Consider the following 23,509-nt stretch of genomic DNA (forward strand, 5'->3'; position numbering starts at 1 on the left):
GGCCTTGCTAACAGGCGCGGCGGGCTTGGCCAAACCGGCAGGCGCAGGAACGGCTGCGGCACCAGCGGGCGTGATCGACGTTGTGATCGGGCGGGGGACCTGAGCGGTCACCGGTGTCACCGGCGCAGTCAGTTCCTTCGGCTGCGTCACGCCAGCACCCGGGCGAGCCCTAAGGGTGATGCGCACCGTTTCTTTCTTCAACGGCACAGCGGCGGTCTTTGCGGGAGGAGTTGGTGGCTGATTGGGCTGGTTGTCGCTCATGGTGCAAAAAGTCTGTCGCGGGCACAAAAAGTCCCCCGAATTTCAAAAAGTCTAGCTGGTGCTCACTTCCAACGTCAATAGCTTTCAAGAAAGTTGAAGGGAAATTCGCACGTGGGGTGACGCTTCCGTTTCTCCGATGCAGTCAGAAGCCAACTTTTGCTTGCCTCCAGCCCCAGCCCACCCATTCTGACCGCCCTTTTTCCTAATCATGAAAGTCCTAGTTACCGGCGGCGCAGGTTTCATCGGATCCCACACGGTTGAGCGTCTGCTCGCCCAGGGAGCCGAAGTTGGCATTCTGGACAACTTCAACGACTACTACGCTCCCGAGATCAAGCGGCACAACATCTCCGCAGTGCAGGATCGCATTACCCTCGTGGAAGGGGACTTGCGGGACCCTGAGGTGGTGGAGAAGACTTTTGCAGAAGGCAAGTTTGATGCAGTCATCCACCTCGCGGCCCGCGCCGGGGTCCGCCCCTCCATCGAGCAGCCTGAGCTCTATATAGATACCAACATCAAGGGCACCTTCTACCTGCTGGAGGCCTGCAAGCGTCACGGCGTGAAGAAATTCGTCTTCGCGAGCAGCTCCTCCGTGTACGGCGTGAACAAGAAGGTCCCGTTTGCAGAAGAGGATCCGATCCTTCAGACCATCAGCCCCTATGCCATGACCAAGATGGCTGGCGAGCAGATGTGCTCCAACTACAGCACCCTGTACGGCATCCGCTGCGTGTGTCTGCGCTTCTTCACGGTCTATGGTCCCCGCCAGCGCCCTGATCTCGCCATTTCCAAGTTCTCCAAGCTGATCCTGGAAGACAAGCCGATCGACCGGTACGGCAAGGGGGACACCGCGCGTGACTACACTTTCATCAGCGACATCGTGGACGGCATCATCGGTGCCCTGAACTTCGAGGACGGTCCTCTGTGCAGCATCTTCAACCTGGGCGGCTCTCAAACGGTGAACCTCAATCAGATGATTGGGGCCATTGAGGACGCGCTTGGCAAAAAGGCCATCATCAATGAGATGCCTGAGCAGCCCGGCGACGTGCCCCTGACCAGTGCCGATGTGAGCAAGGCGAGTCGGCTCCTCAACTTCAAGCCCACCACGCACTTCGACACCGGGATTCCGAAGTTCGTGGATTGGTTCCTGGAGATGCGGAAGCTCGGAGTGCGCTAAGGCGCGGCAGGTTCCGATCAGGCACCCCGGTGCTCGAATTGAATTGAAGGCGGGCACGGGCCCGCCTTTTTTGTGATTCGCTCTTGAGTATTAGTATCATATAAAAATATATCTTGCCTGACTGCCGGGCACTGTGATTACATAACTCACACCTTGGAAAAACCCGCTGCTGCGCCGGCCGGAGCCTCCACCAGGACTTGGCCAGCGGTCTTCCCTCAAGGGGATTGGATCACATCAACCACCGCCGCCCACGGCAAACCGGGGCGGCTTCTCAAGCAGCCATCCCATGAAAACACGCACGTATGTGTGGGGGACCCTCTGTGTCCTCATGGCCACGTCGCACGTGGCACCCCTGACGGCCGGTCCCGCTGGGGCCTCCGCCGGGAAGGAATCCAAGGCCGTGACGCTGGAAGACCGATGGAGTCTCCCAGGAACCTTTGGCGGAGGAATCAAAACGACAGGCGAATACACTGATGGAAATCTGTTCCTCGTGGTGCCCCTGCATAGCAGCCTGGGGCGGGAGGGGATTCTCGGTGGTGATGTGCTCTTCCTGGAGCCCTACACTTCCTGGGGAGAGCGGGGGGAGGTGGCCGCGAGTCTGGGCCTTGGCTGGCGGCATCTGTTCAGCGACCAATCCGTGACGGCCATCACCCGCCACGATGGGCATCAAGCTGGATTCATGGAAGAGGGCTTCTACGTGGGGGCCAACGTCTTTGTGGACATGCTGGACACCGAGGCGGACAATCAGTTCTGGCAGCTGGGCTTCGGGGTCGAGGCGGGCACCAGGTATCTCGAAGTGCGTGGAAATTACTACCTCCCGCTCTCCGACCGGCAGCTGGCGGAGGAGATCCGCACGAGGGAGACTTTCACCAACTCCCGCACGCGCACCTACCAGAGCACCACTCCGCTGAACCAGCCCTTCGCCACGGGCAACTCCATCCAGCAGGATGCCCTCTTCACCACGAGGCGGGCCACGACCACCAGCACCACCACCATCGAGCGGCTGTTCCAGAGGTTTGAAGATGGCATGGAAGGCTGGGATGCGGAGGTGGCCGTGCTGGTGCCGGGCCTGGACAAGTACTGCGACCTCAAGCTGGTCGGAGGTTATTTCAAATTCGACAACCAGCCGTTCGGGCCGCAGACCGGCGGCACAGGCAATGTGGAGGGATGGAAGGCCGGAGTGGAGCTCCGTCCTGTGCCTGCGCTGGTGCTCACCGCCACGTGGTACGAGGACGAACGTTTTGTGGGGGATGACTGGCTCTTTGGCCTGCGCATGGAGCTGCCGTTTGAAATGGGGGACCTGGGCGATGGCAAGACCTTCTGGAAACGCATCTCAGACTCCTTCCGCCCCCGTCGTCGCCACCTGGCGGAGCGCCTGGCGGAGCCGGTGCACCGTCAGAATGCAGCCATCAAGGTGGCCAGTGTGGTGGAGGAGGCCGCGGCCAAGGCCAGCACCCAGGTGAAGACGGTGACCAAGGTGGTCGCGCAGAGCGCCCGTCGTCTTGTGTTAAAGGAGGACATCGTGTTTGCCAACAATGGGCCGGCGACTGGCAACGGCATCCAGGAGGGGGACAAGTACGGCGACGGCACGGCTGAGCGTCCGCTCAACACCATCCAGGCAGCAGCCAACATCGCGCAGGACAACAGCAACACCACGCTGCGGACCTGGAACGTGTACACGCAGGCCAGCCCGTACGGCTACCATGAGGATGTGAAATCGAAGACGGGGAATGTCCTCTTCATCAGCAGCTCAGAATTGATCGATGGGGTGGGGGGCACGACCTTCGGCACCGGACAGAAGCCGGATCTCTACGGAGGCTTCAATGCCTCGAACATCGAGGTCTTCGGCGTCATTGGGTACAGCATTCACGGAGGTCTCGCCTACTGTGGAGATCCCGATGGCATCCGGATGCGCAACGTCATGGCCTCCATCATTGGAGGAAACGACTTCTACTCGGTGAACGGTGACGCCATCAATGTGAGGATGGACGACGGCAACACCGGGGTGGGTGTGGCGTTTGGCAACAACTTCTACAACACCGGCGGCAACGCGATCAACATCAAGACCCGCGACGACGACACGGCGTTTGGTTTCATCGTGCTGGCCAATGCGTTCTATGACGGCCACGACAACGACGTGGAGGTGAAGGCCCTCGACAGATCCTTCATCGAGATCCTGGCGCATGAGAACTGGTTCACGGGGGGCTCGGGTCATGCGTTCCGCATCCGCGGCTATGACCACTCCGAGATCAAGTTCGATGCGACCAGCAATCACATCCTTGATGCCGGCATGGACGGCTTCCACTTCTCCACCAAGGATTGCGCCACGCTGACCGCTATCCTGGATGGCAACTTCATCTCCAACGTCGGCGACGACGGAGTCGATGCAGAGGCCAAGGGACGTTCCAGCCTGATCCTGACCCTGCTGGGCAATCGCTTCAGCGGTGCCGGGGAACACTACATCCAGGCGGAAAGCTACAAGCACGCCAGCTTGAGCCTGACGGCGAACAGCAACTTCTTCAACAGCGCCGTGAGCGATGCCATCCACATGGAGGCATACGGATGTTCCATCGCCACCCTGATCGCCGACGGCAACGTCATCCGGGATCAGCTCGGCTATGGCATCTACGCCTGGGCGGGAAGTGATGCGCAGCTGACCTCGACGATCACCAACAACGTGATCCAGAGCCCCATCGTCCCTGCGATCCATCTGGTCGGCGGAGGGTATCAGCGGTTCACGATTGAGAACAACCTGATCGAGGATGCCCCCACTGGGATCAACCTCGACGGCTACGACAACGCAGACATGCAGGGGACGGTCCGCGGCAATATCATCCGCGGCAGTTACTCGGAAGGCGTCGTGGTGAACTCTAGCGATTCGGCGCTGATGGATGTCCAGTTTGACCAGAACTCCATCTCGGGAAGTTACATTAACGGGATCCGTCTCAACCAAGTGGGCGGAACCCTCAATGTCTTCAGCACGTTCAGCAACTCCGTCACCGGGTTTAGCAGCGAAGCGCTTTCTGTTTCGGGTAGTCCCACGGGCTCGATCATCATCAATGGCGTGAACCTCTCGCCGCCATCCAGTTTCCCGTAAGGGTGTGTTCATGGTGCTGACGCTGATACTGGTGCTGAGGGCAGAACGTCCGGTCGCCTGGGGTGGCCGGACGTTCTGTTTTTTGAGGGCCAGAGGGCGCTGTCACATCTGCCGGGTTGCGGGACGGGCGATGCTGCGGAAACATGGCGCAATCCCGTCCGCCTTATCCCGCCATGGCTGAAGCATTTCCCTCCTCCGTCACTGAACTCGCCCAGGCACTGGTCCGTATTCCCTCGGTCAATCCGGATGGTGAACCCGGCACCGGGAAGACGGGTGAGGCGGACTGCGCGGCTTACGTGGCCCGGTTTTTAGAAACGGCAGGGGCCAAGGCTGTGCTGGAGGAGGTGCTGCCAGGGCGTCCGAATGTTATCGGGCGGTTTCCCAGTCAACCTCTGGCCAGCGGCGGAAAGAAGCCAGTGATTCTCTTTGGGCCACATACCGACACGGTGGGGGTGGGAGGCATGACGATAGATCCCTTCGGCGGTGAGGTCAGGGACGGCAAGCTCTGGGGCCGTGGGGCGTGTGATACCAAGGGGCCGATGGCCGCGATGCTCTGGGCCCTGTGGGAGTTGCGGGATGAGATTCCGCACCTGCCGGTGGAGGTGCACTTTGCCGGGTTCATGTCTGAGGAGTCCTCCCAATTTGGCTCCCGCCATTTCGCGAAGCATCACGGCCAGGACTACGCCTTTGCGTTCATTGCAGAACCCACCAGTCTGCAGACGGTCTTCAAACACAAAGGCAGCCTGTGGGCTGACATTGAAACCTTCGGCGTGGCCGTGCATGGTTCACGTCCGGAGCTCGGGGAGAATGCCATCTTGAAAATGGCCCGGCTCATCAAGCTGCTCGACGGTGACTTCCGGCAGCAGTTGAAGGATGCCTCCGGTCAGGATGAGTGGCTGGGGCAGAGCACGATCAGTCTGGGCATGATTCAAGGTGGTTCCCGACCAAACATCACGGCCGACCATTGCTGCCTCACCGTGGACATTCGCTACACACCCGGCGTTGCCAAGCTGGGTGGGCCGATGCTGCTGCTGGAAGAGTTCGTGAAGCAGCATGATGCCACGGCGGTGGTGAATCCGCGTGGCCGTGAAGCCGCCTCACCCTGCCTCGACACCTCGGCGGAAGATCCCTTTGTGCAGGCCCTGGTGCGCCATGGTGCGGCGCTCACTGGGGCTCCGTGGTTCTGCGATGCGGCTTATCTCGCCGAGGTGGGCGTTCCTGCAGTGGCAGTGGGCCCAGGCTCCATCGCCCAGGCACATACGAAAGATGAGTGGATCGAGCTGGTGGAGCTGGAACGGGGCGCGAAGTTCTGGATGGACTATCTCCGGGGTTTGTAGTTCCATCTTCGGGCGTCCGTCCGACATGAGCTCTGAACCCGCCTCCACATGCTGAACCAGACTCTTGGGTGGCTTCGGCATTTCATGAATACCTGCACGTCTGCCGTGCTCACTGCGCAGTTGTTGCGGCGTGCGGAGCCGCTTCCCTCAGTGAGGCAGGTGCCGACGGTGGTGGTCGCCCCTCATGAGGATGACGAGACCTTTGGCTGCGGTGGCATCATTGCCCTGAAGCGGCAGTTGGGAGTGCCGGTGACGGTCGTCTTCGTCTCAGATGGAGGGGGAGGTTATCAAGAAGGCACAACCGCACCGGGCGACATCGTGGCCACTCGTGAGAAGGAGGCGCTCGCGGCCACGGGCATTTTAGGAGTGCTGGCGGAGCAGGTCTTGTTTCTCCGGTTTCCTGACACACGCTTGAGCAAGCTCGATGCCTCCGCCTGGCAACAACTGGTGTCCAGACTGACGGAGTGCTTCAACCAGCAGGCGGAACTTGAGGTGTACGTGACGCATCAGCGGGATCTGCATCCTGATCATGAGGCGACCTATCGCGCTGTCACGGAAGCTGTGGCTCGCTCCTCTTCGCAAGTGCGGCTCTTCGAGTATCCCATCTGGATAAGGTGGATGGGGAAGTTCCACCGCAATCTACAGTGGTCGGATTTTCCCGGCCTGATCAAAGTTTCGATCGCCTCCGTGCATGCGACAAAGCTGCGGGCCATTCAGGCCTACACCAGTCAGATCGGCTTGCTCGGGCGTGCGCATCTGCGTTGTTATGAGCAGGTGTGGGAGATCTTTGTGGAGCGCGCACGTCCCAATCAACCATGAGCCCTCAACCCAAGCCATCCTGGTGGAAGCGTGCACGGCATGTGCCCGGACGTCTGCGCACTCGTCTCTGGCTGCTGCTGGGGCGGCCCATGCCCATCACCTCGCAGGATCGCAAGGTGCTGGAGACCGTCATTCTTCCCGAGGTGGCGGCGAAACATCACCGGGTTCTCTTCGTGGGTTGTGAGATCTACACCGCCCACTACCGCACCCTCTTCCGGCGGAATGACTATCACACGCTCGACTATGATCCTGCGAAGCAGCGCTATGGAGCGCGGCAACACAAAGTGGGCTCCGCCACCGAGTTGGATCGCCATTATGCAGCGGAGTGGTTCGATGCGGTGATCTTCAACGGCGTGCTTGGCTACGGGATTGATGATCTCGCCGGTGCGGAAGCCGCCATCGCCGCATGTCGGACTGTGCTCAAGCCGGAGGGATTGCTTGTGGTGGGCTGGAATGACCGGACTGAGGTGCGTGGGTTGGTAGAGGCGAGCCAGGAGATCAAAAGGGGATTGAAGCCCGTGGTGTTCGCGCCCCTCGGCGTGGTGCAGACAGAGCCTCTTGATGTGGGCCGGCACGTGTATAGTTTTTTTGTGAAGGAAGCGGAGCAGTGATGCGGAGTCGGGTTAAGCGGGCGATAAACATCATCACGAGCTTGTGTGCCAAGGAGCGGCGGTTTGTGCTTGCACAACCGCCGATGGTGGCTGGCGGAGGACCACCGCCAAGTCAGCCGGAACCTATGGGGCCGCAAAAGACAATTGGACTTTGGCCGTCGAGGGCTCTGTTTTGCCTTGGCGGTTGTGCAAGCACAAACCGCCGCTCCTTGGGGACCCTGAGTTCGCTTGGTTCGCCTCAACCTGTCTGCGGCGCGGCCGCTAGAGCAGTTTCTTCTTCTTGAAGTACCACACTGGCAGGATGGCAGACATGATCACGCTGACCATCACCAGGAAGAAGGCGAGGGGGCTCTCTGCGATGGGCAGCTTCACGTTCATGCCGTAGATGCTGGCAATGAGCGTGGGCGGCATGAAGAGCACGCTGGCGACGGTGAAGATCTTGATGATCTGGTTCTGCTGGATGCTGATAAGGCCCAGCGTGGAATCCAGGAGGAAGGCCATCTCCTGCGTCTGCTGGTTGGTGTAGTCATCCAGGCTCTTCACGTCACGCGCCACGCTGCGGAACTGGGCGGCGAGCTCGCCCTTCATCCAGGGGGCGGCGTTGTTAAGGAAGTACTGAAGCATGCGGGCGATGCTCACCAGGCACTCGCGCAGGTTCGCCACGAGAGCGTTGCGCCGGCCGAGGAGCTTGATCACCTCATTGAGATCGCAGTTGGCCTTGCCACCATCGGCGCGGTTCGGGTCCACGGCGAAGATGTCGCGGGAAACCCCGCGCAGATCAGTCTCGATGCTCTGCAGGGTGTCGGCGATGCGGGCCACGATCATTTCCACCAGCAGGAGGAAGACGGCGTCACTGCTCACCGGCGTGCTGCACTGGCGGCGCACCTGATCTGCCAGCACGCGAAACGCGAGGGGATCCGAATAACGCACCGTGGTGAGGGTGTCCGGGCTGACCACGAAGGTGATCGCAGAGGTGTCGGGCTCGGGAGTCTCCAGTCCCACCGGAACCCATGCCGTCATGTAGAGAGCCCCTTTTTCAGAGTACAACCGGCTGGACTCTTCGATCTCCTGCATCTCCTCACGGGTCGGCAGGGTGTACTCGAGCCACTGTTCCGCCTCTACCTCCTCAGACCGGCTCGGATTGAGCAGGTCGAGAAAAACCAAGTTCTCCGGAAGCGGATGGGGTTTTTCATCGGTCCAGTCAATCAGCTGGGCGTGCTCTGTGATGAGGCGGATCATGGGGGGCGCGGTGGTCCTTCAGGCTTTATCGCTACCACCACGGAGTGCAAGCCGGACATTGTGTCCTTTCTTGGAAGACAGGAGAAAGCCTAATCCAGAACCTGATGACGTGCGATCACGAGAAGAGGTTTAATTCGGGCCCTGCATTGGGATTCTCCCGCGGCGTGCGCCGGGCCGCGGGTTTCTCACGAATGAGCAACGGCTCGCCTGAGGAGACGGCGTCCTCGTTAGGAGGATGGCCGGCTTCGAGACGCTCCAGAATGTGGCGGGCGCGGTGGAGGACTTTTTCCGGCAATCCTGCCAGTCGCGCCACCTGGATGCCATAGCTCTTCTCTGCGCTGCCAGCGATGATCTTGCGCAGGAAGATGATCTGGTGATTCCATTCCTTCACCGCCACATTGTAGTTCTTCACGCCGCTGCAGGTGTGTGCCAGGACGGTGAGCTCATGGTAGTGGGTGGCGAAGAGCGTACGTGCGCCGATCTCGTTGTGCAGATGCTCGGCCACACTCCAGGCGATGCTCAGTCCGTCGAAGGTGCTCGTGCCGCGACCGATCTCATCCAGGATGACGAGACTCTGCTCGGTGGCGTTATTTAAGATGAGCGCAGTTTCATTCATCTCCACCATGAAGGTGCTCTGGCCGCGAGAGAGGTCATCACTGGCACCGATGCGGGTGAAGATGCGATCCACCAGTCCCACCTCGGCACTGGCCACCGGCAGATAGCTGCCGATCTGGGCCATGAGCGTGAGCAGCGCCACTTGTCGGATGTAGGTGCTCTTCCCGGCCATGTTCGGCCCGGTGATGATGAGCACGCGGTTCTCCGCAGGCTCCAGCGTTGTGTCATTGGGCACGAACTTCTCCCCGGCCAGGTTCTGATCCAGCACCGGGTGCCGGCCATCTCTGAAGAAGAGATTGCGTGTGTCGTTGAGCACCGGCCGTGTGTAGTTGAAGAGGCGTGCCGTCTCTGCCAGTGAGGCCAGCACATCCAGGGTGGCGATGGCTTCCGCTGTTTCCTGGATGGCTTCGAGATGCGCCATCGCTTCACTGCGCAGCTTCACGAATTCCTCGTACTCCAGCGCCTTCGCCTTTTCATCGGCACCAAGGATCTTGTCCTCCATGCGCTTGAGTTCATCCGTGATGAAGCGTTCGCCGTTGGCGGTGGTCTGCTTGCGCACGTAGTCCTTCGGCACAGCATCGAGGTTCGACTTCGTGATCTCGATGAAGTAGCCGAAGACCGCGTTGTATTTGATCTTCAGGGATTTGATGCCCGTGCGTTCGATCTCGTCGTTCTGCAGCCGGGCCATCCACTCGCGTCCCTGGGTGGAGGCGCTGCGCAGTTCATCGAGCAGAGGAGAGAAGCCTTCGCGAAAGATGCCGCCCTCTTTGATGGTGGCGGGTGGTTCTTCTGTGATGATCTTCTCGATTCCCGCCGCCATCTCGGTGAGGTCGCGCATCTGCTGCATCAGATCTTGCGCCAGCGGCGTGTGGGGCAGTTCGCCCAGCACCACCTTGATGGCGGGCACGGCGAGCAGGGCTTGGGCGAGCGCGAGGAGATCGCGGCCATTCCCGCTGCCCTGGCTGAGACGTCCAGCGGTACGTTCCAGATCGCGGATGTCCTTGAAGAGATCGCGTGATTGCGAAAGCAGCATCGGCTCCTGAAGCAGAGCGGCGATGAGATCCTGCCGCGCGATGAGCCGCTGTAGATTGCGCAGGGGATGCAGCACCCAGCGGCGCAATTTGCGGGCGCCCATGGGAGTGCAGGTGCGGTTGAGCGAGTGCAGCAGGGTGTGTTCCGTGCCGCCGCGACTGTTCACCAGTTCCAGGTGGCTCTGGCTTGCAGCATCAATCCACACGCCTTCATACGGCACCGCCACGCGCAGACGCTTGATGTGCGAGACCTCCTTGCGCAGCTGGAACTGCAGGTACTGCATGATGGCACCGGCTGCACAGATGGCCGCGGAGAGATGAGTGCAGCCATAGCCATCCAGAGACTGCACCTTGAAGTGCTGCACGAGAGTGTGCACCGCCTGGTCATGCAGGAACAGATAACCTTCACAGACCTGTGCGCCCTTGGATCCGCCGACTTCCGCCAGCAACTCTGCCTGCTCCTCCGCATACAACAGCTCCGAGGGCATGATGCGCGTGAGCTCATCCGACAGTCCGTTGGCCGCGTCGAACTCTGCGACCTCAAACTCGCCCGTGGTGTGATCCACATACGCCAGACCGAACTTCTTTCCCTCACGCCAGATGGCGGCGAGGTAGTGTGCCCGGTTCGCATCCAGATAACGTCCGTCTGTCACCGTGCCGGCGCTGATGATCTCTGAGACCTCGCGCGGCACGAGCTTGCCCGGCACCGGATCCGCCGTCTGCTCGCCGATGGCCACACGTCGGCCCGCGCGGATGAGGCGTGCGATGTAGCCCTGCGCGGCATGGTGCGGCACGCCGCACATAGGGATGCCGTTGCGCTTGGTGAGTGCGACGTTGAGGATGCCGGCGGCCGTCTTCGCGTCCTCAAAGAACATCTCGTAGAAGTCGCCAAGACGAAACAAGAGAAGCACATCCGCTGGCAGCTCACGCCGCATGGCGAGGTACTGCTTCATCATGGGGGTGGATGCGGCATCGGTGGACATGGGACCCGCATCATGAGCGGGAATGCGCGAATTGCAAAAGGGGAAAAAGCGCAACGGAATTGGCGGGCCAAACATCGCCGGAAGACGTGATTGATGACCGCGTGATGCGATCGACACGCATCGCGAACGCGTGCACTCGCGACCTCTTCAAGGTGTGCGAGAGACGCTCCGACCCCGCCAAATGGGGCTCCAGGCGTGCTCGATGAAAAAAAATTTATCGTTTTTTTGACTGCCTCGAAACCTCGGGCAAGAGCACAACATGTGGTGTGAGAATGTCTTGATACACCATCATGATGACCATGTGTTGTGCATGGAGCTCATCGTTGTGTGCTTGCATGAGTTCATGCGTGATGATGAAGGGCGCAACGCGCAAAGCCTTGTGCGGCAAGGCTTGCAGCGCGCATGTGATGTTCAACACCCTTGTTTGGGTGTAAAAAGTTACTCTGTATCATTGTTAAGCGTCCACGTGTTCATGAAGGTTCGCGGAGGCATCATCCATCCCGGTGCGAGGCGGGAGCCGAGCATCATCACGCTCATCCACAACGGCGCGGTGATGATTTTCATGTTTGTTGTTCAAGAACTTTCGTGTTAAAACTCCATCGTCAGTAACCAATAACGATAATCGGAACGAAAGGAACACAAACCATGGCAACCAAGAAAGCATCCAAAAAGGCCGCGAAGAAGGCCGCACCTGCAAAGAAAGCCGCCAAGAAGGTAGCTGCCAAGCCGGCGAAAAAAGCTGCCAAGAAGGCCGCTGTGAAGAAGGTGGCGAAGAAGGCCGCTAAAAAAGCCGCCAAGAAGAAGTAAGCACCTGCGACGCGGGCGGGCTGAAGACACAAGTTCTCAGCAAGAGTCTGCGCCGCTTCGAGACGAGGAAGCAGGCTAAACACAAAAGCCTGATAGCTCCCCGCTCTCATCCCAACCTCGATTGTCCGGGCAGGATGCCTGCCCGGGCATGACAGGAGCTCAAAACTCAAGAGTCGAGTTTTCTGAGCGTCGCCTTCCCCCGCTCTTTGCTGTCGGGATCCTCTTTTTCCCGGACGGGCATGGCGAGTCCCTTGTTGATGAACTTCCGTGCCTCATCATCGCGGTGCATCTGGGCGTAGGTTCTGCCCAGTTCGATCTGGTTCATCAGACGCTGCGGGTTGAGAGTCGCAGCCTTCTCCAGACAACGGGCGGACTCTGCGTACGATGCCTCGGGCAGGTCGCCGTAGATGAGTTGTGCGAGCAGCTTCTTCGCGCCTCCCAGTGCGGCCATCTCCTGGTGCCAGCGGCCCAGGATGTGCCACGCCAGGTCATTGCCCGGAGCCAGTGCCGCCGCTTGTTCTGCAGATGCTTTGACGATGCGTGATGCCTCCAACTTCTGACGGGTGTCCAGCATGGGCAGCAGCTTGCCATGGCAAATGGCCACGGAGAGGCATGGGCAGCAGCTTGCCATGGCAAATGGCCACGGAGAGATGTGCGTCGCCGAGGGTAGGCTCCAGGTTCACGGCGCGCTCGGCGTAGGCCAGCGCCTTGCGTCCCAGCGTGAGCTTGTCGGTGGCGGAGGTGGCATCCGTCATCAGGTAGCTGTACTGCCGTGCCAGGCACACCATGAGCCTGGCGTTGTCTGGCTCCATGGCCTCCACCTGGAGGTAGAGGGGCAGGGCTGACTGAGGCTTCAGCTGGCGGTCAAAGACACCCGCCTGGGACATGAGCTCCACTGCAGTGGATGCTGCAGAGAGCGGTGTGATGGCGAGCAGCAGACTCATGCTGGCGATGAAAGCGGTGGAGGTTTTCATGGAGCAATGGCGCGGGGTGGCGGGTGGATGAGAGTGAGGGCGAACTTTCAGTCCTGCGGCTTCACAAAGCGGTAGTGGGACACGATCCATTCATTGCCATGGTGGAAGCCCCACAGCTCGGCACAGGACATGTAGAACACCCGCCAGTACACCCACCACCGGGTGCGTTGCTCGCGACCGTAGGTGTTCTCAAGCAGTGGCAGGATCTCCTCGCGATGCCGGTCCATATTGGCCAGCCAGGCGTTGGCGGTCTTCTCGTAGTGCTGGCCGTTCACCGCCCACTGTTCCTGAATCTGGAGGTGCTCCTGGAAATGCAGCAGCAGATCATGAGAAGGCATCTGACCGCCCGTGAAGAAGTAGCGCGCCATCCAGTCGTTCTCATGACGCACCTCATAGTGGTAGGCGATGTCGCGATGCGTGAAGATGTGCACGAAGAGTTTGCCGCCCGGCTTCAGCCAGTCCGCAACCCGGCAGAGCAGCTCGCGATAGTTCTTCATGTGCTCGAACATCTCCACCGACACCACGCGATCGAACACCCCTTCGCCTTCGCCCTGATAGTGAATCATGTTGGCGGTGCGCACGGTGAGGTTGGTGAGACCACGTCGCGCAGCTTCGGCGTCGATGTACTGCTTTTGAGTACGCGAGTTGGAGACACTGGTGATGCGGGCGTGTGGATAGTGCTCCGCCATCCACAGGGAGAGTGAGCCCCAGCCGCAGCCGAGTTCCAGGATGTGCTGACCATCGCGCAGCTGTGCCCGCTCGCAGGTGCGGGCCAGCATGGCGGCTTCAGCATCATCCAGCGTTTGGCAATCCATGTCCCACCAGCCGGAGCTGTACTTGAGGTGCTTGCCCAGACAGAGCTGGAAGAAGCGGGTGGGCAGTTCGTAGTGCTGATCGTTGGCCGCATCCGTCTCGACGGCCACGGGGCTGGCCAGGAGGCTTTCCAGATGTTCATTGAAGAGGATCTGGCGGTACTCCACGTTTTGTGGGCGTCGTTCATCCAGCGTGGCCTGCAACCGCTGGCGGATGCCAAAGCGGATGAGGGCGTCGGGCAGCAGGTTCTTCTCAAGGAGGGTGTCAGTCAGGCTCATGAAGGTCTCTTGGGGAACCACGGCACGAAGGCATTCGTGGTGCGTTGATACTCGCGGTAAGCTTCGCCTTTGGATTCCACCGCGCACTTCTCTGTGAGGGGGATGCCTGTGACTCGCAGCAGGAAGTGGAGGATGAGCAGCGGTGCGTAGAGGGTGAGCCATCCCCACGGTGATCCACACGCGAAGAGCCAGAAACCCCACCAGACGAGAGATTCAAAGAAGTAGTTCGGGTGGCGGGAGTAATGCCACAGACCCACGGTGCAGACCTTGCCGCGATTCTCCGGTGCGGCCTTGAACCGTCTCATCTGCCAGTCTGCCATCCCTTCACCGGTGAGGGCGACCAACCAGAGGGCCGCGCCGGCCATTTCCCAAAGACTCAAGGTGGGAGCGGGATTGCGGAACGCCAGCAAGACAGGAATGGAAAGCAGCACAATCAACAACGCCTGTGCCTGGAAGAAGGCGAAGAAACGGCTGCCCAGATGTCTCTGCCACTTCTTACGCAGCACCTGGTAGCGCACATCTTCATGGGGATGATGACTCTTGATGCGGAGCAGCAGATACGTCCCCAGCCGCAAGCTCCAGCCCACGGCCATGATCAGGGCGAGCGTGTGCCGGGGCGGATATCCCGTGCTCCATGTGCAGATGGCATAGAGCGGGGCCAGCACGCCGAGTGAGTAGGACCAGGTGATGTCCACGAAGCTGTAGTTGTCCAGCTTACGGCTGAGCAGCCAGGTGAACGTGAAGAGCGCAAAGGCCACCAGGGCCCCAAGCAACAACAGCAGGGCAAAGGAGTTCATGCGCGTTTCAGCAGCAGCGTTTCCATCGTGGCATCAGCCGGCACGCGGAAGAGCCGGATCAATGCATACACAGCCATGGCGATGTTTCCCAGCAGGAGGATGGCCACCAGCCAGAGCACACGGGAGAGGATGTTGCGCTCGAGATAGAACACCCAGCAGTAGAAGGTGAGGAATCCCCAGTAGGCATCAAAGAGCGTGGCGATGAACCAGGGATGGGTGGCCACCTCACGCGGCACCTTCCACAGCGCTCCGTGGAGACTGGCCCAGATGGTGACGCTGAGCATGGAGACCAGCACCACGATGAAAAAGACGCGGAGGACGGGGATCGCCTTCATCGCCTACCAAGTCTCCCGGAGCGTGGGGTTGTTGGGGCGGGTATAGCAGGCTTGCACCACGCTGATGTTCCGCCGGTCAAAAGCCGCCTCACAGTACTTGAGGTAGTAGGTCCATTTCCGGATGAAACGCTCATCGAACCCGAGGGCGAGCACTTCTTTGATGCGGGCTTGGAACCGCTCATGCCAGAGGGCCAGTGTGCGCGCATAGCCCGCCCCCAGATCCTCCAGCTCATGCATGAAGAGCGTGCCCGTCTGGTTGAGCGCCTCATTCACCCGGCTCACGCTCAGCAGCAGGGAGCCGGGGAAGATGTGTTTCTGGATCCAGTCCACCCCTTTGCGGAGTTGCGCATGATTGCAGTCCGGCACCGTGATCATCTGCACGGCCAGCAGGCCTTCGGGTTTGAGCAGCTCCGCACATTTGGCGAAGTAGGTTTCCAGATAGGCCTCACCCACTGCTTCCAGCATCTCGATGGAAGCGATCTTGTCATACGTGCCGGTGATGTGGCGGTAGTCCTCAAGGCGGATCTCCACCCGGTCTGAGAGACCCTCGCGTGCCATGCGCTCCGTGGCGTAGCGATGCTGCTCTTCAGAGATGGTCACTGCGGTGACCCGGCAGCCATGCACGCGTGCGGCGTGGCTGCTGAAGCCGCCCCAGCCGCAGCCGATCTCCAGCACATGGTCCGTGGGCTGCAGGCGCAACTTGCGGCAGAGTGCTTCATACTTCTCCGTCTGCGCCTCCTCCAGGCTCTGCCCCGGCCGGGTGAAGCGTGCGGCGGAGTAGGTCATGGTGGCATCCAGCCACAGGGAATAGAAAGTATTCCCCAGGTCGTAGTGCTCCGCGATGTTGCGGCGGGAGATCTTCACACTGTTGGGCCGCAACCAATGCTGCACTCGGTTTGCCAGCTTCAGCAGGTTCAGCAGCGGAAGCCGCTGGGAGGAGCCTTTCGCCGTGGGGTCGCGGTGGAGATTTTCCACGAACCATGTCACCACAGCCCCGACGTCAGGAGTGTCCCAGTCACCCTCCACATAACCTTCGCCGAAACCCACATTGCCATAGAGGGCGCACCGTTGGAAGAAGGCCTCGCGCTGACGGATCCGGATTTCTGCGGTCACTTCGGATTCGGCATCTCCCAGCAACCGCGTGGTGCCATCGGGCCAGGTCAGGCGGAGCGTCCCGTGGCTGAAACGGGAGAGCACCCGCATCACCAGCCCTTCATAAAAAGTCCACGGGTGGAACGCGGCCAGGTTGGCCGGGTTGCCTGCGCTTTCAAGAGTCAGGGTGTCGTTCATGATTTCGACGGGGTATTGGCAGCAAGCTTGGTATGAGGCCGCAGCACCTTCTGCTGCAGATCTGGGCGGGAGGCTTTCCGGTGCACGGGCAGTCGCTTCAGCCACAAACGCAACGCCTCCCAGTGAATGAGGAAAATGACCTTGAGCGTGAGCAGCGGGTACTTCACGGCGCACCAGAGCAGTCGTGAATCCGTCAATGCGGTGCGGGTGCCGGTCAGAGCACTCAGCAGGATGCGCTCGTCCGCCTTGCGATCATCGATGTGAATCTCCAGCTTCTCCCCGGGCACCCGGAGCTTGAAGTCAAAACAAAGCTCCAGGTCCATGAACGGGGAGACATAAAAATGTTTCGGCACGATGCGGCGGAAGCGCCCCCCGGCCTCCTGTTCCTGCACCAAGTAGAGCTTCTGCTCCCTGAAGGTGTTTGTTACCTGGGCCACCACGCAGAGGGGCGAGCCATCTTTGTCGAAGCAGTAGAAGAAGCAGACGGGGTTGAAGACATAACCCAGCACACGGGGGAAACAGAGCAGGTGCACCGTCGCGATGCGCGTTGCGTCCATGCCTTCGGAAGTGAGCCATGTCAGCAGGCGCTCCTTCGCCGGTCCCGGTTCCGAGCCCGGATGATCGGCATCGAAAAACGAAAACAGCTTGAAGCGGTTGTGCCCCAGCAGTCGCAGCCGTTTGTCCAGCGTGGGCAGCTCATCCAGATCCAGCCAGAGATAAAACACCCGGTAGTGAAACTGGTGCACGGTGGGTGTGAGGCGACGGTGCATCACCTCACACTCGTAGATCGCACTGGTGGATGACTTCACCATGGCTCCTCCCCCAGCAGATCCCGACAGAGGTTCACCGCAGAGCCCAGGGCGTCTTCATGGAAACCATAGCGGAAATAACTGCCGCAGTAGTACGTGGTCTGGTCAGGAGACAGCTGGTTGAGCTCTGGCAGCTTCTTCTGAGCACGGATGGCCTTCAGGTCAAAGAGGGGGTGCTCGTACCGGATGGTCTTGAGCACCTGATCTGGGGCAATGTCCTGCTCTCCGTTGATGGCGACGAAGTAGTTGGTGCGGTCTGACACCTTTTGCAGGTTGTTCATCCAGTAGTGCGTGCTGGTCTGAACCCCGCCCCCGGGCTGGGGTTTCACATGGTAGTTCCACGAGGCCCAGCAGCGGCGCGTACGGGGCATGAAGCGTTCATCCGTATGCAGGGTGGCGATGTTGGGCTGGTACTGGAAGCAGGGCAGTAACTCCTGCTCCAGTGGGGAAGGGGCATCCAGCAGGGCGAGGGACTGATCGGCATGGGCGGCCAGGATCACCTTGTCGAACGTCTCGCTGCTCCCATCTTCCAGGTGCACGCGCACCTGGCGGGGCTGCCGCTCCACCCTCACGGCAGCTCGACGGAGGTTCACTTGATCGCTGAAAGGAGCGGTGAGTTTTTTTACATAAGATCGCGCCCCGTCGGTGACCGTCCACCAGGGGTGGCGGGTCTTCATCCCCAGGAAGCCATGGTTGTACCAGAAGCGCATGAGGGTCACCGCCGGAAACTCGAGCATCAAGTCCGGCGGAGTGCTCCACACGGCGGAGCCCATGGGGACGACGTAGAGGTCCAGGAAATCCTGCCCGTAGCCGCGGACGCGGGCGTACTCCCGCAGAGTCATCTCCGCGAACCGCGGGTCTTCCAAAGCGGCGGCCGTCTCCTGATTGAAGCGGTGAATCTTCCGGACGAAGTTCCAGAAGCGGGGGCGCAACAGGTTCCGCCGTTGCCCGAAGACCGTCTTCAGATTGCGGCCATTGTACTCGATGCCCGTGGGATCATGCCGCACGCTGAAGGACATGTCCGTGCGCTGCGTGGGCACGTCCAGCTCACGGAAGAGCCGGGTCAGATGCGGGTAGGTGACGTGGTTGAACACCATGAACCCCGTGTCCACCGGGAGTTCCCGCCCCTCCTCCTGCACGGTCACCGTATTGGTGTGACCGCCGGCGTAGTCATTCTTTTCAAAGAGGGTGATGTCATGCCGCCTAAAAAGAAAATGGGCACAGCCGAGTCCGGCTATGCCCGTTCCTATAATGGCGATGCGTTGGCGGCTCATGAGGTGCTTGTCCGGCTTGATTTCTCAAACACCGCACCTCATGAGAACCATGAGGGGTGTCAGCCGGGTGATGCGCCAGCCCGCTCTTTTTGGATGCGGGCCTCTTCATAAATATGCGCGGGCACCGGCTTGAGCTCCCAGATGATGCCGCACCAGGAAAGCATCTTCAGCACGTAGAAGCTGATATCGATTTCCCACCAGTAGAAGCCCTGACGGGCGGAGTGCATGTAGCGGTGGTGGTTGTTGTGCCAGCCTTCACCGAGCGTGAGCAGGGCGAGAATGAGGCTGTTGCGGGACGTGTCCTTGGTCACGAAACGGCGTCCGCCGAACACGTGGGCCAGGGAGTTGATGAAGAAGGTGCCGTGAAGCAGGGCTACGGTGCTGATGAAGAAGCCCCAAATGAAGAGCTGGGCACCGCTGGTGCCAAGACCAGGCGCGAACTTGCCCAGCAGCCAGCCGACGAGCCAGAGGGAGGCACCGTAGGCAAGAGGCACCACCATGTCGTGGCGGTTCAGGAAGACGAGTTCCTTGTGCTTGGCGAGGTCCTTCACGCGGCTGTAGTCCGTGGGGAAGTTCCGCGGGCTGGTGATCCAGCCAATGTGAGACCAGAGGAAACCACGGATGGTGGGGGAGTGCACATCTGGATCTTCATCCGAGTGCTGGTGATGGTGACGGTGGTGAGCCGCCCACCAGAGGGCGCCGCGCTGCATGGCGGTGTTGCCAATGACGGCGAAGCAGAACTGCGCGAAGCGCGAGGTCCTGAAGGTACGGTGTGAGAAGTACCGGTGGTAGAATGCGGTGATCGCGAACATGCGGATCACATAAAGGGCGATGGCGGCCGCGAGGGCGAACCAGCTAAAACCCACCCAGATAACGGCAAGGCAACCGCCGTGCAGAAGGATGAAGGGCACGCAGCGCTTGATATCCACGGTGTCCGCAGCGTTGCGGAGCTTGTCCTGGCCTTCTGGATGGTAATCGGTGTCCCACCATTGGCGAAGCATGTCCGATAGATGCGCCCAGAGGGTGCGCTTTTTTGCGATACTTGGTGATTGGGATGTCATTCGAATTTTGTATTCTGGGTCCGCCCATTGAAAATGGGCAGATTCGGAGTTGAAGGTGAATTGCCCATGACGTCAGGCTCAAAATGAGTGAACCTGTCGCCCCAGACGGTTGGGAGGGTTCAGAAAACGCCCCCCGACCAATCCTCATGCAGAAAGGGATTCCGCAGCTCCGCTAGTGATCCCGTTTCTAGGGCGACAGCTGCCAAAACTGCGCTTGAAAACAGGGACAAAAACGGGTCACGGGCCTTTGGCGGCGTGAAAATCAGTCTCATTTACGCCATTCCTTGGAATTTAGCAATGGAGCAAAATGGTGCGAGATTGCCCATACCTGCGCAAATCCTGTTCGGGATCAGCGTGCAGGGGGGCGTTTACCCGGCTGGAGAGCCCGGCGGTAGTTCATCACCGCCTGGGCGATGGTGGTGGCCAGCTCACTGCGGAAATTGTCGGCAGCGATGAGGCGGGCGTCGGTGGCATTGGTGACAAAGCCCCCTTCGAAGAGCACACCAGGGCGCTCCAGACCGCGCAGGACGTGCCAGCGGGCGCGCTTTACCCCGCGGTCCACCAGCTTGAAGTGGCTGACGACGGAGGCGTGGATGGCGGTGGCCAGGGCGATGTTCTCCGAGTCACGCTGATTTCCGCGGAAGGCGGAGCCATCGCTGGCATTGGAGCCATAAACGGAGGAACTGCCCTGCGGGGAGAGGGCGAAGGTCTCGATCCCCGTGGCGCTGCTGCCGCCGGAGTTGAAGTGGAGGCTTACATAAATGCTGTTGGGCACCTTGTTGGCATAGGCCACACGGCCGCCCAGAGAGATGAAAGTGTCATTCGTGCGGGTCAGCATGACGCGCAGGCCCTGCTTTTCCAGGATGCCCTTGAGCGTGTAGGCCAGCTTCAAGGCGTAGTCTTTTTCATACCCGTAGATACCCTTGGCCCCTGAGTCATGACCACCGTGGCCGGGATCGATGATGACGGTGTCGAAGGTGCTGCCTTTCCCAATATAACTGGGGCGCAGCACGGGATCGATGAGCTTGCAGAGGTCCAGGCGGGAGATGCAAGGCTTGCCATTGAGCTCCACCATGGGGTAGCTCATGACGAATTTGATGTTGTTGATGAGCAGTTCGTGGCTGTCCTTCGTGCCCTTCATGATGAGCACGGGCGAGGTGAACCAGACGGAATTCCCGTTCACCTTCAGCTCGTTAAACCGGTAGAAGCGATGGATGCTGGCGGCGGACACGTAGTCCCGCTCCTGGTAGCGCATGATCTCCCAGCCTGCCATGTCTCTGGTGGAGGTGGTGCTGGAGGCCGACTTCGCGCGGGCGGCTGAGGCGGCTTTTTCAGCGGCTTCCTCCTCTGGATCAGGGCCATGCATCTCACTGTCGCTATGGCCGTCTGAACTCGCCTTGGAGGTGGAGGTCACGTCCTTGGGCGGGGCATCCTTGGCGTTCGCGCCGGTGGAGGCTCCCATGTCGGGCGTCGGGGGCTTGTCGCCCTCGGCGGGTTTTTCTCCGGACTTTTCTGCCGGTTTAACCTCCGGTTTGGTTTCTTTCTCCGTTTCCGCCTTGGGTTTGGCAGGGGCGGGGGTGGTCTTCTTGACCGGGGTCGAAGTGGTTTTCTTGGCCGTGCTGGTGGTTTTTGCGGGTGCCTTGGCAGGCGGTTTCACCGGCACAGAAATTTTTTCAGTCTGTTTGGACTCGGTCTTGGGCTTCTCCTTTTCGTCTTCCGTGGATTTCTTGACGGCCCCTTGGGCCGAGCCGAGCCAGCCCGCCAGAGCACAGGCGAGCCCCACGCTCAAGGCTTTGCCGAGCGGTCTGGTAGCGAAGGTGGAAGTTGCCTTCATGGGGGGAAGTTCCATCATACACGTATGTTAGTCCTTTGCAATTATTGCGCGCCTCTGAGGAGAGTTGGAGCAGGGTTGAGTCCCATGAGGCACCCTAAAGTGACAGTTCGATACGATGGACGTTGATCGAAAGTCGATTTTCCATTGAATGACCGGTTCATCACGACGTCCGTTTGTTCCACCTTATTTCGATTCTGACCGCTCATGATGCGCCATCCTTCCTCCATGCGGTTGATCTTGCGGTTCATGTCGAGGTACCCCTGGCGGGTGACGGCCGGGCTGGCCATGGGGATCACAGGTACGCTGCTGGCCTACGTTTTTCCTGCGCTGACCCAGTGGTTTCTAGATGATATCATCCCCAATCGGGACACCTCCCGCATCGTCCAGCTATCTGCCATCGGGCTGGGAGCCATGTTCCTAAAGCAGCTTTTTTTCAGCCTGCGCACGCTGGCTAACAATGCCTTTGAGCTGCGCATGACCTACGATCTGCGCAGCCGCCTGCACGAGAAAATTCAACATTTACCCCTCAAGTGGTTCGACCGCCAGAGCACGGGGGACATCATCACCCGCATGGCGGATGATGTGCCGGCGACCCAGCGGGTCATTCTGGACGGGATCGACCAGGGCGTGCCGGCGGTGCTGCAGCTGGTGCTGACGGCGGGGGTGATGTTCTGGCTGGATGCCAAGCTGGCCATGGTGGTGCTCATCCCCGTGCCTTTCATCGCGGCCGGGGGCTGGATCTACGCACGGTGGGTGTCTCCCCGTGCTCTGGAGGCGCGGAAAGCGGCGGGTGGGCTGAATTCCCTGCTGCACGATAACATCGCGGGCATCCGCCAGATCAAGAGCTACACGCTGGAGGAGGAGAAGCAGCGGGGGTTCAATGCTTCTAGCAGCGAATATCGCCGCCACCAGACGCGTCTGCAGCGGGCCTGGTCGGTCTATGGGCCGGGCATGGGTTTCCTGGGAGATACCGGCGTGATCTTGCTCATGGGTTTCGGGGCTTGGTGGTGTATTCAGGACGCGATTGCCGTGCCGGCGGTTCCGGATGCGGAGAAGCTCACCATTGGCAAGCTCGCGCAGTTCCTGCTGCTCATGGGCATGTTCTATGAGCCGGTGGGGCGGCTGCATGGCATCAACCAGACGGTGGTCACCGGTCTGGCGGCGGCCCACCGGGTGTTCGAGATTCTGGAACTGGAGGGTACGGAAGACCTGAAGAAAGGGGAGCGCTTGGGTGAGGTGCGGGGCGAGATCGAGTTCAAGAACGTGTCCTTCCGCTACGATGAGAACCGGCCGATCGTCACCGATATCAACGTGGTGGTGCGGGCCCGGCAGACGGTGGCCTTTGTGGGGGCCACCGGGGCGGGGAAGAGTACGCTCTTCCAGCTGCTGACCCGGTTCTACGAGGCAGATGAAGGGGCGATCACCCTGGATGGCCACCTCATACAGGACGTGAACAAGGCGGACCTGCGGGATGCGATGGGGTACGTGACGCAGGAGAGCTACCTCTTTAACCAGAGCATCCGGGAGAATTTGCTGTTGGGCCGCCCATCGGCCACAGACGAAGAACTGTGGGAGGCCCTCCGCCAGGCCTGTGCGGCGGAGTTTGTGGAGCGCATGGACGGCGGGCTGGATGCCATGGTGGGTGAGCGCGGCTCCCGCCTGAGTGGTGGGGAGAAACAGCGCATCTCTATTGCCCGCGCCTTTTTGAAGAATGCTCCCATCCTGCTGCTGGATGAGGCCACCAGTGCGGTGGACACCCGCAGTGAGAAGCTGATCCAGCGTGCCATCGACGGCCTGCGGACGAACCGCACCTGCCTGGTGATCGCCCACCGCTTGAGCACCATCCTCCATGCTGACCGGATTTACGCCATGCGGAACGGTCAGATCCTGGCCTCTGGCACCCATGCGGAACTGCTGCAGACCAGCGAGTACTACGCAGAGCTGGTGAAGCTCAGTTTTCAGGAGGAGAAGATGCAGGGTTGAGGCGGCGGGGGAATCTGCCTAAACTTGGGGTTCCCCTGTTACGTTTTGTTTGTTGATCTCTCCTGCTGCCCTCTCCCCGGGCAGGAGCCT

Annotated in this window: 20 protein-coding genes and 1 pseudogene; 8 read left to right on the top strand and 13 right to left on the bottom strand. The window is 60.3% G+C overall.

The genetic code is table 11. The features are described from left to right. Positions 1-261, bottom strand: a pseudogene (locus BV106_RS09025) (hypothetical protein); the annotation flags it as partial. A 208-nt stretch (positions 262-469) separates the two neighbouring features. On the opposite strand from BV106_RS09025, the gene BV106_RS09030 reads away from it, so the two are divergent. The 5 genes from BV106_RS09030 (at position 470) to BV106_RS09050 (ending at position 7,296) form a co-directional block, all read left to right on the top strand. Continuing rightward, positions 470-1,432 (top strand): SDR family NAD(P)-dependent oxidoreductase, encoded by a 963-nt coding sequence (locus tag BV106_RS09030; RefSeq protein ID WP_038163638.1) that lies wholly within the window; start codon positions 470-472, stop codon positions 1,430-1,432. Positions 1,433-1,718: 286 nt separating this feature from the next. Then, complete coding sequence (locus BV106_RS09035) at positions 1,719-4,529, top strand: inverse autotransporter beta-barrel domain-containing protein (RefSeq protein WP_038163639.1); 2,811 nt, start codon at positions 1,719-1,721, stop codon at positions 4,527-4,529. 173 nt (positions 4,530-4,702) lie between these two features. Next, positions 4,703-5,866, top strand: a complete 1,164-nt coding sequence (locus BV106_RS09040) for a M20 family metallopeptidase (protein WP_038163674.1) — start codon at positions 4,703-4,705, stop codon at positions 5,864-5,866. Between the two features lie 84 nt (positions 5,867-5,950). After that, positions 5,951-6,685, top strand: a complete 735-nt coding sequence (locus tag BV106_RS09045) for a PIG-L deacetylase family protein (RefSeq protein WP_265595473.1) — start codon at positions 5,951-5,953, stop codon at positions 6,683-6,685. After that, on the top strand, positions 6,682-7,296 hold the full coding sequence (locus BV106_RS09050; RefSeq protein WP_051945469.1) for a hypothetical protein: 615 nt from the start codon (positions 6,682-6,684) through the stop codon (positions 7,294-7,296). Before BV106_RS09045 ends, BV106_RS09050 begins: the two co-directional genes overlap by 4 nt. Before the next feature lie 261 nt (positions 7,297-7,557). Here BV106_RS09050 and BV106_RS09055 read toward each other — a convergent pair whose 3' ends face one another. Together BV106_RS09055 and mutS are read right to left on the bottom strand one after the other, a co-directional pair. Continuing rightward, on the bottom strand, positions 7,558-8,535 hold the full coding sequence (locus BV106_RS09055; protein ID WP_051945471.1) for a magnesium transporter CorA family protein: 978 nt from the start codon (positions 8,533-8,535) through the stop codon (positions 7,558-7,560). A gap of 115 nt (positions 8,536-8,650) precedes the next feature. Next, on the bottom strand, positions 8,651-11,164 hold the full coding sequence (mutS, locus tag BV106_RS09060) for a DNA mismatch repair protein MutS (RefSeq protein ID WP_038163644.1): 2,514 nt from the start codon (positions 11,162-11,164) through the stop codon (positions 8,651-8,653). 310 nt (positions 11,165-11,474) lie between these two features. Between mutS and BV106_RS09065 the strand changes: the two genes are divergently transcribed. Next, positions 11,475-11,756, top strand: coding sequence for a hypothetical protein (locus BV106_RS09065; RefSeq protein ID WP_265595474.1), 282 nt, complete (start codon positions 11,475-11,477; stop codon positions 11,754-11,756). Between the two features lie 53 nt (positions 11,757-11,809). Next, a complete protein-coding gene (locus BV106_RS38215; protein ID WP_009958804.1) occupies positions 11,810-11,971 on the top strand; it encodes a hypothetical protein in 162 nt (53 codons plus the stop codon). Between the two features lie 166 nt (positions 11,972-12,137). Here BV106_RS38215 and BV106_RS37165 read toward each other — a convergent pair whose 3' ends face one another. The 10 genes from BV106_RS37165 to BV106_RS35310 all read right to left on the bottom strand — a co-directional run bounded on the left by BV106_RS37165 (position 12,138) and on the right by BV106_RS35310 (position 21,454). Next, the gene (locus tag BV106_RS37165; RefSeq protein WP_265595475.1) at positions 12,138-12,545 is read right to left on the bottom strand and encodes a hypothetical protein; all 408 of its coding nucleotides are present in this window, start codon (positions 12,543-12,545) and stop codon (positions 12,138-12,140) included. After that, positions 12,460-12,945 (bottom strand): hypothetical protein, encoded by a 486-nt coding sequence (locus tag BV106_RS37170; RefSeq protein WP_051945476.1) that lies wholly within the window; start codon positions 12,943-12,945, stop codon positions 12,460-12,462. Before BV106_RS37170 ends, BV106_RS37165 begins: the two co-directional genes overlap by 86 nt. A 47-nt stretch (positions 12,946-12,992) precedes the next feature. Continuing rightward, positions 12,993-14,036, bottom strand: a complete 1,044-nt coding sequence (locus BV106_RS09075) for a cyclopropane-fatty-acyl-phospholipid synthase family protein (RefSeq protein ID WP_051945478.1) — start codon at positions 14,034-14,036, stop codon at positions 12,993-12,995. Beyond that, positions 14,033-14,833, bottom strand: coding sequence for a DUF1295 domain-containing protein (locus BV106_RS09080; protein ID WP_038163653.1), 801 nt, complete (start codon positions 14,831-14,833; stop codon positions 14,033-14,035). Before BV106_RS09080 ends, BV106_RS09075 begins: the two co-directional genes overlap by 4 nt. Beyond that, a complete protein-coding gene (locus BV106_RS09085; protein ID WP_038163655.1) occupies positions 14,830-15,168 on the bottom strand; it encodes a DUF1475 family protein in 339 nt (112 codons plus the stop codon). Before BV106_RS09085 ends, BV106_RS09080 begins: the two co-directional genes overlap by 4 nt. Before the next feature lie 3 nt (positions 15,169-15,171). Further along, entirely contained in the window at positions 15,172-16,458 is a 1,287-nt protein-coding gene (locus tag BV106_RS09090) for a cyclopropane-fatty-acyl-phospholipid synthase family protein (RefSeq protein ID WP_038163657.1), read from the bottom strand. Continuing rightward, positions 16,455-17,270, bottom strand: a complete 816-nt coding sequence (locus BV106_RS09095) for a DUF1365 domain-containing protein (RefSeq protein WP_038163659.1) — start codon at positions 17,268-17,270, stop codon at positions 16,455-16,457. Before BV106_RS09095 ends, BV106_RS09090 begins: the two co-directional genes overlap by 4 nt. Continuing rightward, the gene (locus BV106_RS09100) at positions 17,264-18,541 is read right to left on the bottom strand and encodes an FAD-dependent oxidoreductase (RefSeq protein WP_038163662.1); all 1,278 of its coding nucleotides are present in this window, start codon (positions 18,539-18,541) and stop codon (positions 17,264-17,266) included. Before BV106_RS09100 ends, BV106_RS09095 begins: the two co-directional genes overlap by 7 nt. A gap of 59 nt (positions 18,542-18,600) precedes the next feature. After that, a complete protein-coding gene (locus BV106_RS09105; RefSeq protein WP_038163681.1) occupies positions 18,601-19,542 on the bottom strand; it encodes an acyl-CoA desaturase in 942 nt (313 codons plus the stop codon). A gap of 409 nt (positions 19,543-19,951) precedes the next feature. Beyond that, positions 19,952-21,454, bottom strand: coding sequence for an N-acetylmuramoyl-L-alanine amidase (locus BV106_RS35310; RefSeq protein WP_051945480.1), 1,503 nt, complete (start codon positions 21,452-21,454; stop codon positions 19,952-19,954). A 186-nt stretch (positions 21,455-21,640) separates the two neighbouring features. On the opposite strand from BV106_RS35310, the gene BV106_RS09115 reads away from it, so the two are divergent. Continuing rightward, entirely contained in the window at positions 21,641-23,419 is a 1,779-nt protein-coding gene (locus BV106_RS09115) for an ABC transporter ATP-binding protein (protein ID WP_051945482.1), read from the top strand. Positions 23,420-23,509: the final 90 nt, after the last annotated feature.

The organism is Verrucomicrobium sp. BvORR106 (assembly GCF_000739655.1).
In the GTDB taxonomy this organism is placed as follows: Bacteria; Verrucomicrobiota; Verrucomicrobiia; order Verrucomicrobiales; family Verrucomicrobiaceae; genus Verrucomicrobium.

Excerpts from the sequence above, each read along its gene's own strand:
- BV106_RS09100 (WP_038163662.1), bottom strand. The coding sequence starts at position 18,541 with ATGAGCCGCCAACGCATCGCCATTATAGGAACGGGCATAGCCGGACTC.
- BV106_RS09035 (WP_038163639.1), top strand. The coding sequence starts at position 1,719 with ATGAAAACACGCACGTATGTGTGGGGGACCCTCTGTGTCCTCATGGCC.
- BV106_RS09095 (WP_038163659.1), bottom strand. The coding sequence starts at position 17,270 with ATGGTGAAGTCATCCACCAGTGCGATCTACGAGTGTGAGGTGATGCAC.
- BV106_RS09045 (WP_265595473.1), top strand. The coding sequence starts at position 5,951 with ATGAATACCTGCACGTCTGCCGTGCTCACTGCGCAGTTGTTGCGGCGT.
- BV106_RS09080 (WP_038163653.1), bottom strand. The coding sequence starts at position 14,833 with ATGAACTCCTTTGCCCTGCTGTTGTTGCTTGGGGCCCTGGTGGCCTTT.
- BV106_RS09065 (WP_265595474.1), top strand. The coding sequence starts at position 11,475 with ATGGAGCTCATCGTTGTGTGCTTGCATGAGTTCATGCGTGATGATGAA.
- BV106_RS09050 (WP_051945469.1), top strand. The coding sequence starts at position 6,682 with ATGAGCCCTCAACCCAAGCCATCCTGGTGGAAGCGTGCACGGCATGTG.
- BV106_RS09105 (WP_038163681.1), bottom strand. The coding sequence starts at position 19,542 with ATGCTTCGCCAATGGTGGGACACCGATTACCATCCAGAAGGCCAGGAC.
- mutS (WP_038163644.1), bottom strand. The coding sequence starts at position 11,164 with ATGTCCACCGATGCCGCATCCACCCCCATGATGAAGCAGTACCTCGCC.
- BV106_RS09030 (WP_038163638.1), top strand. The coding sequence starts at position 470 with ATGAAAGTCCTAGTTACCGGCGGCGCAGGTTTCATCGGATCCCACACG.
- BV106_RS09090 (WP_038163657.1), bottom strand. The coding sequence starts at position 16,458 with ATGAACGACACCCTGACTCTTGAAAGCGCAGGCAACCCGGCCAACCTG.
- BV106_RS37165 (WP_265595475.1), bottom strand. The coding sequence starts at position 12,545 with ATGCTGGACACCCGTCAGAAGTTGGAGGCATCACGCATCGTCAAAGCA.
- BV106_RS38215 (WP_009958804.1), top strand. The coding sequence starts at position 11,810 with ATGGCAACCAAGAAAGCATCCAAAAAGGCCGCGAAGAAGGCCGCACCT.
- BV106_RS09085 (WP_038163655.1), bottom strand. The coding sequence starts at position 15,168 with ATGAAGGCGATCCCCGTCCTCCGCGTCTTTTTCATCGTGGTGCTGGTC.
- BV106_RS09075 (WP_051945478.1), bottom strand. The coding sequence starts at position 14,036 with ATGAGCCTGACTGACACCCTCCTTGAGAAGAACCTGCTGCCCGACGCC.
- BV106_RS09040 (WP_038163674.1), top strand. The coding sequence starts at position 4,703 with ATGGCTGAAGCATTTCCCTCCTCCGTCACTGAACTCGCCCAGGCACTG.
- BV106_RS35310 (WP_051945480.1), bottom strand. The coding sequence starts at position 21,454 with ATGATGGAACTTCCCCCCATGAAGGCAACTTCCACCTTCGCTACCAGA.
- BV106_RS09115 (WP_051945482.1), top strand. The coding sequence starts at position 21,641 with ATGATGCGCCATCCTTCCTCCATGCGGTTGATCTTGCGGTTCATGTCG.
- BV106_RS09055 (WP_051945471.1), bottom strand. The coding sequence starts at position 8,535 with ATGATCCGCCTCATCACAGAGCACGCCCAGCTGATTGACTGGACCGAT.
- BV106_RS37170 (WP_051945476.1), bottom strand. The coding sequence starts at position 12,945 with ATGAAAACCTCCACCGCTTTCATCGCCAGCATGAGTCTGCTGCTCGCC.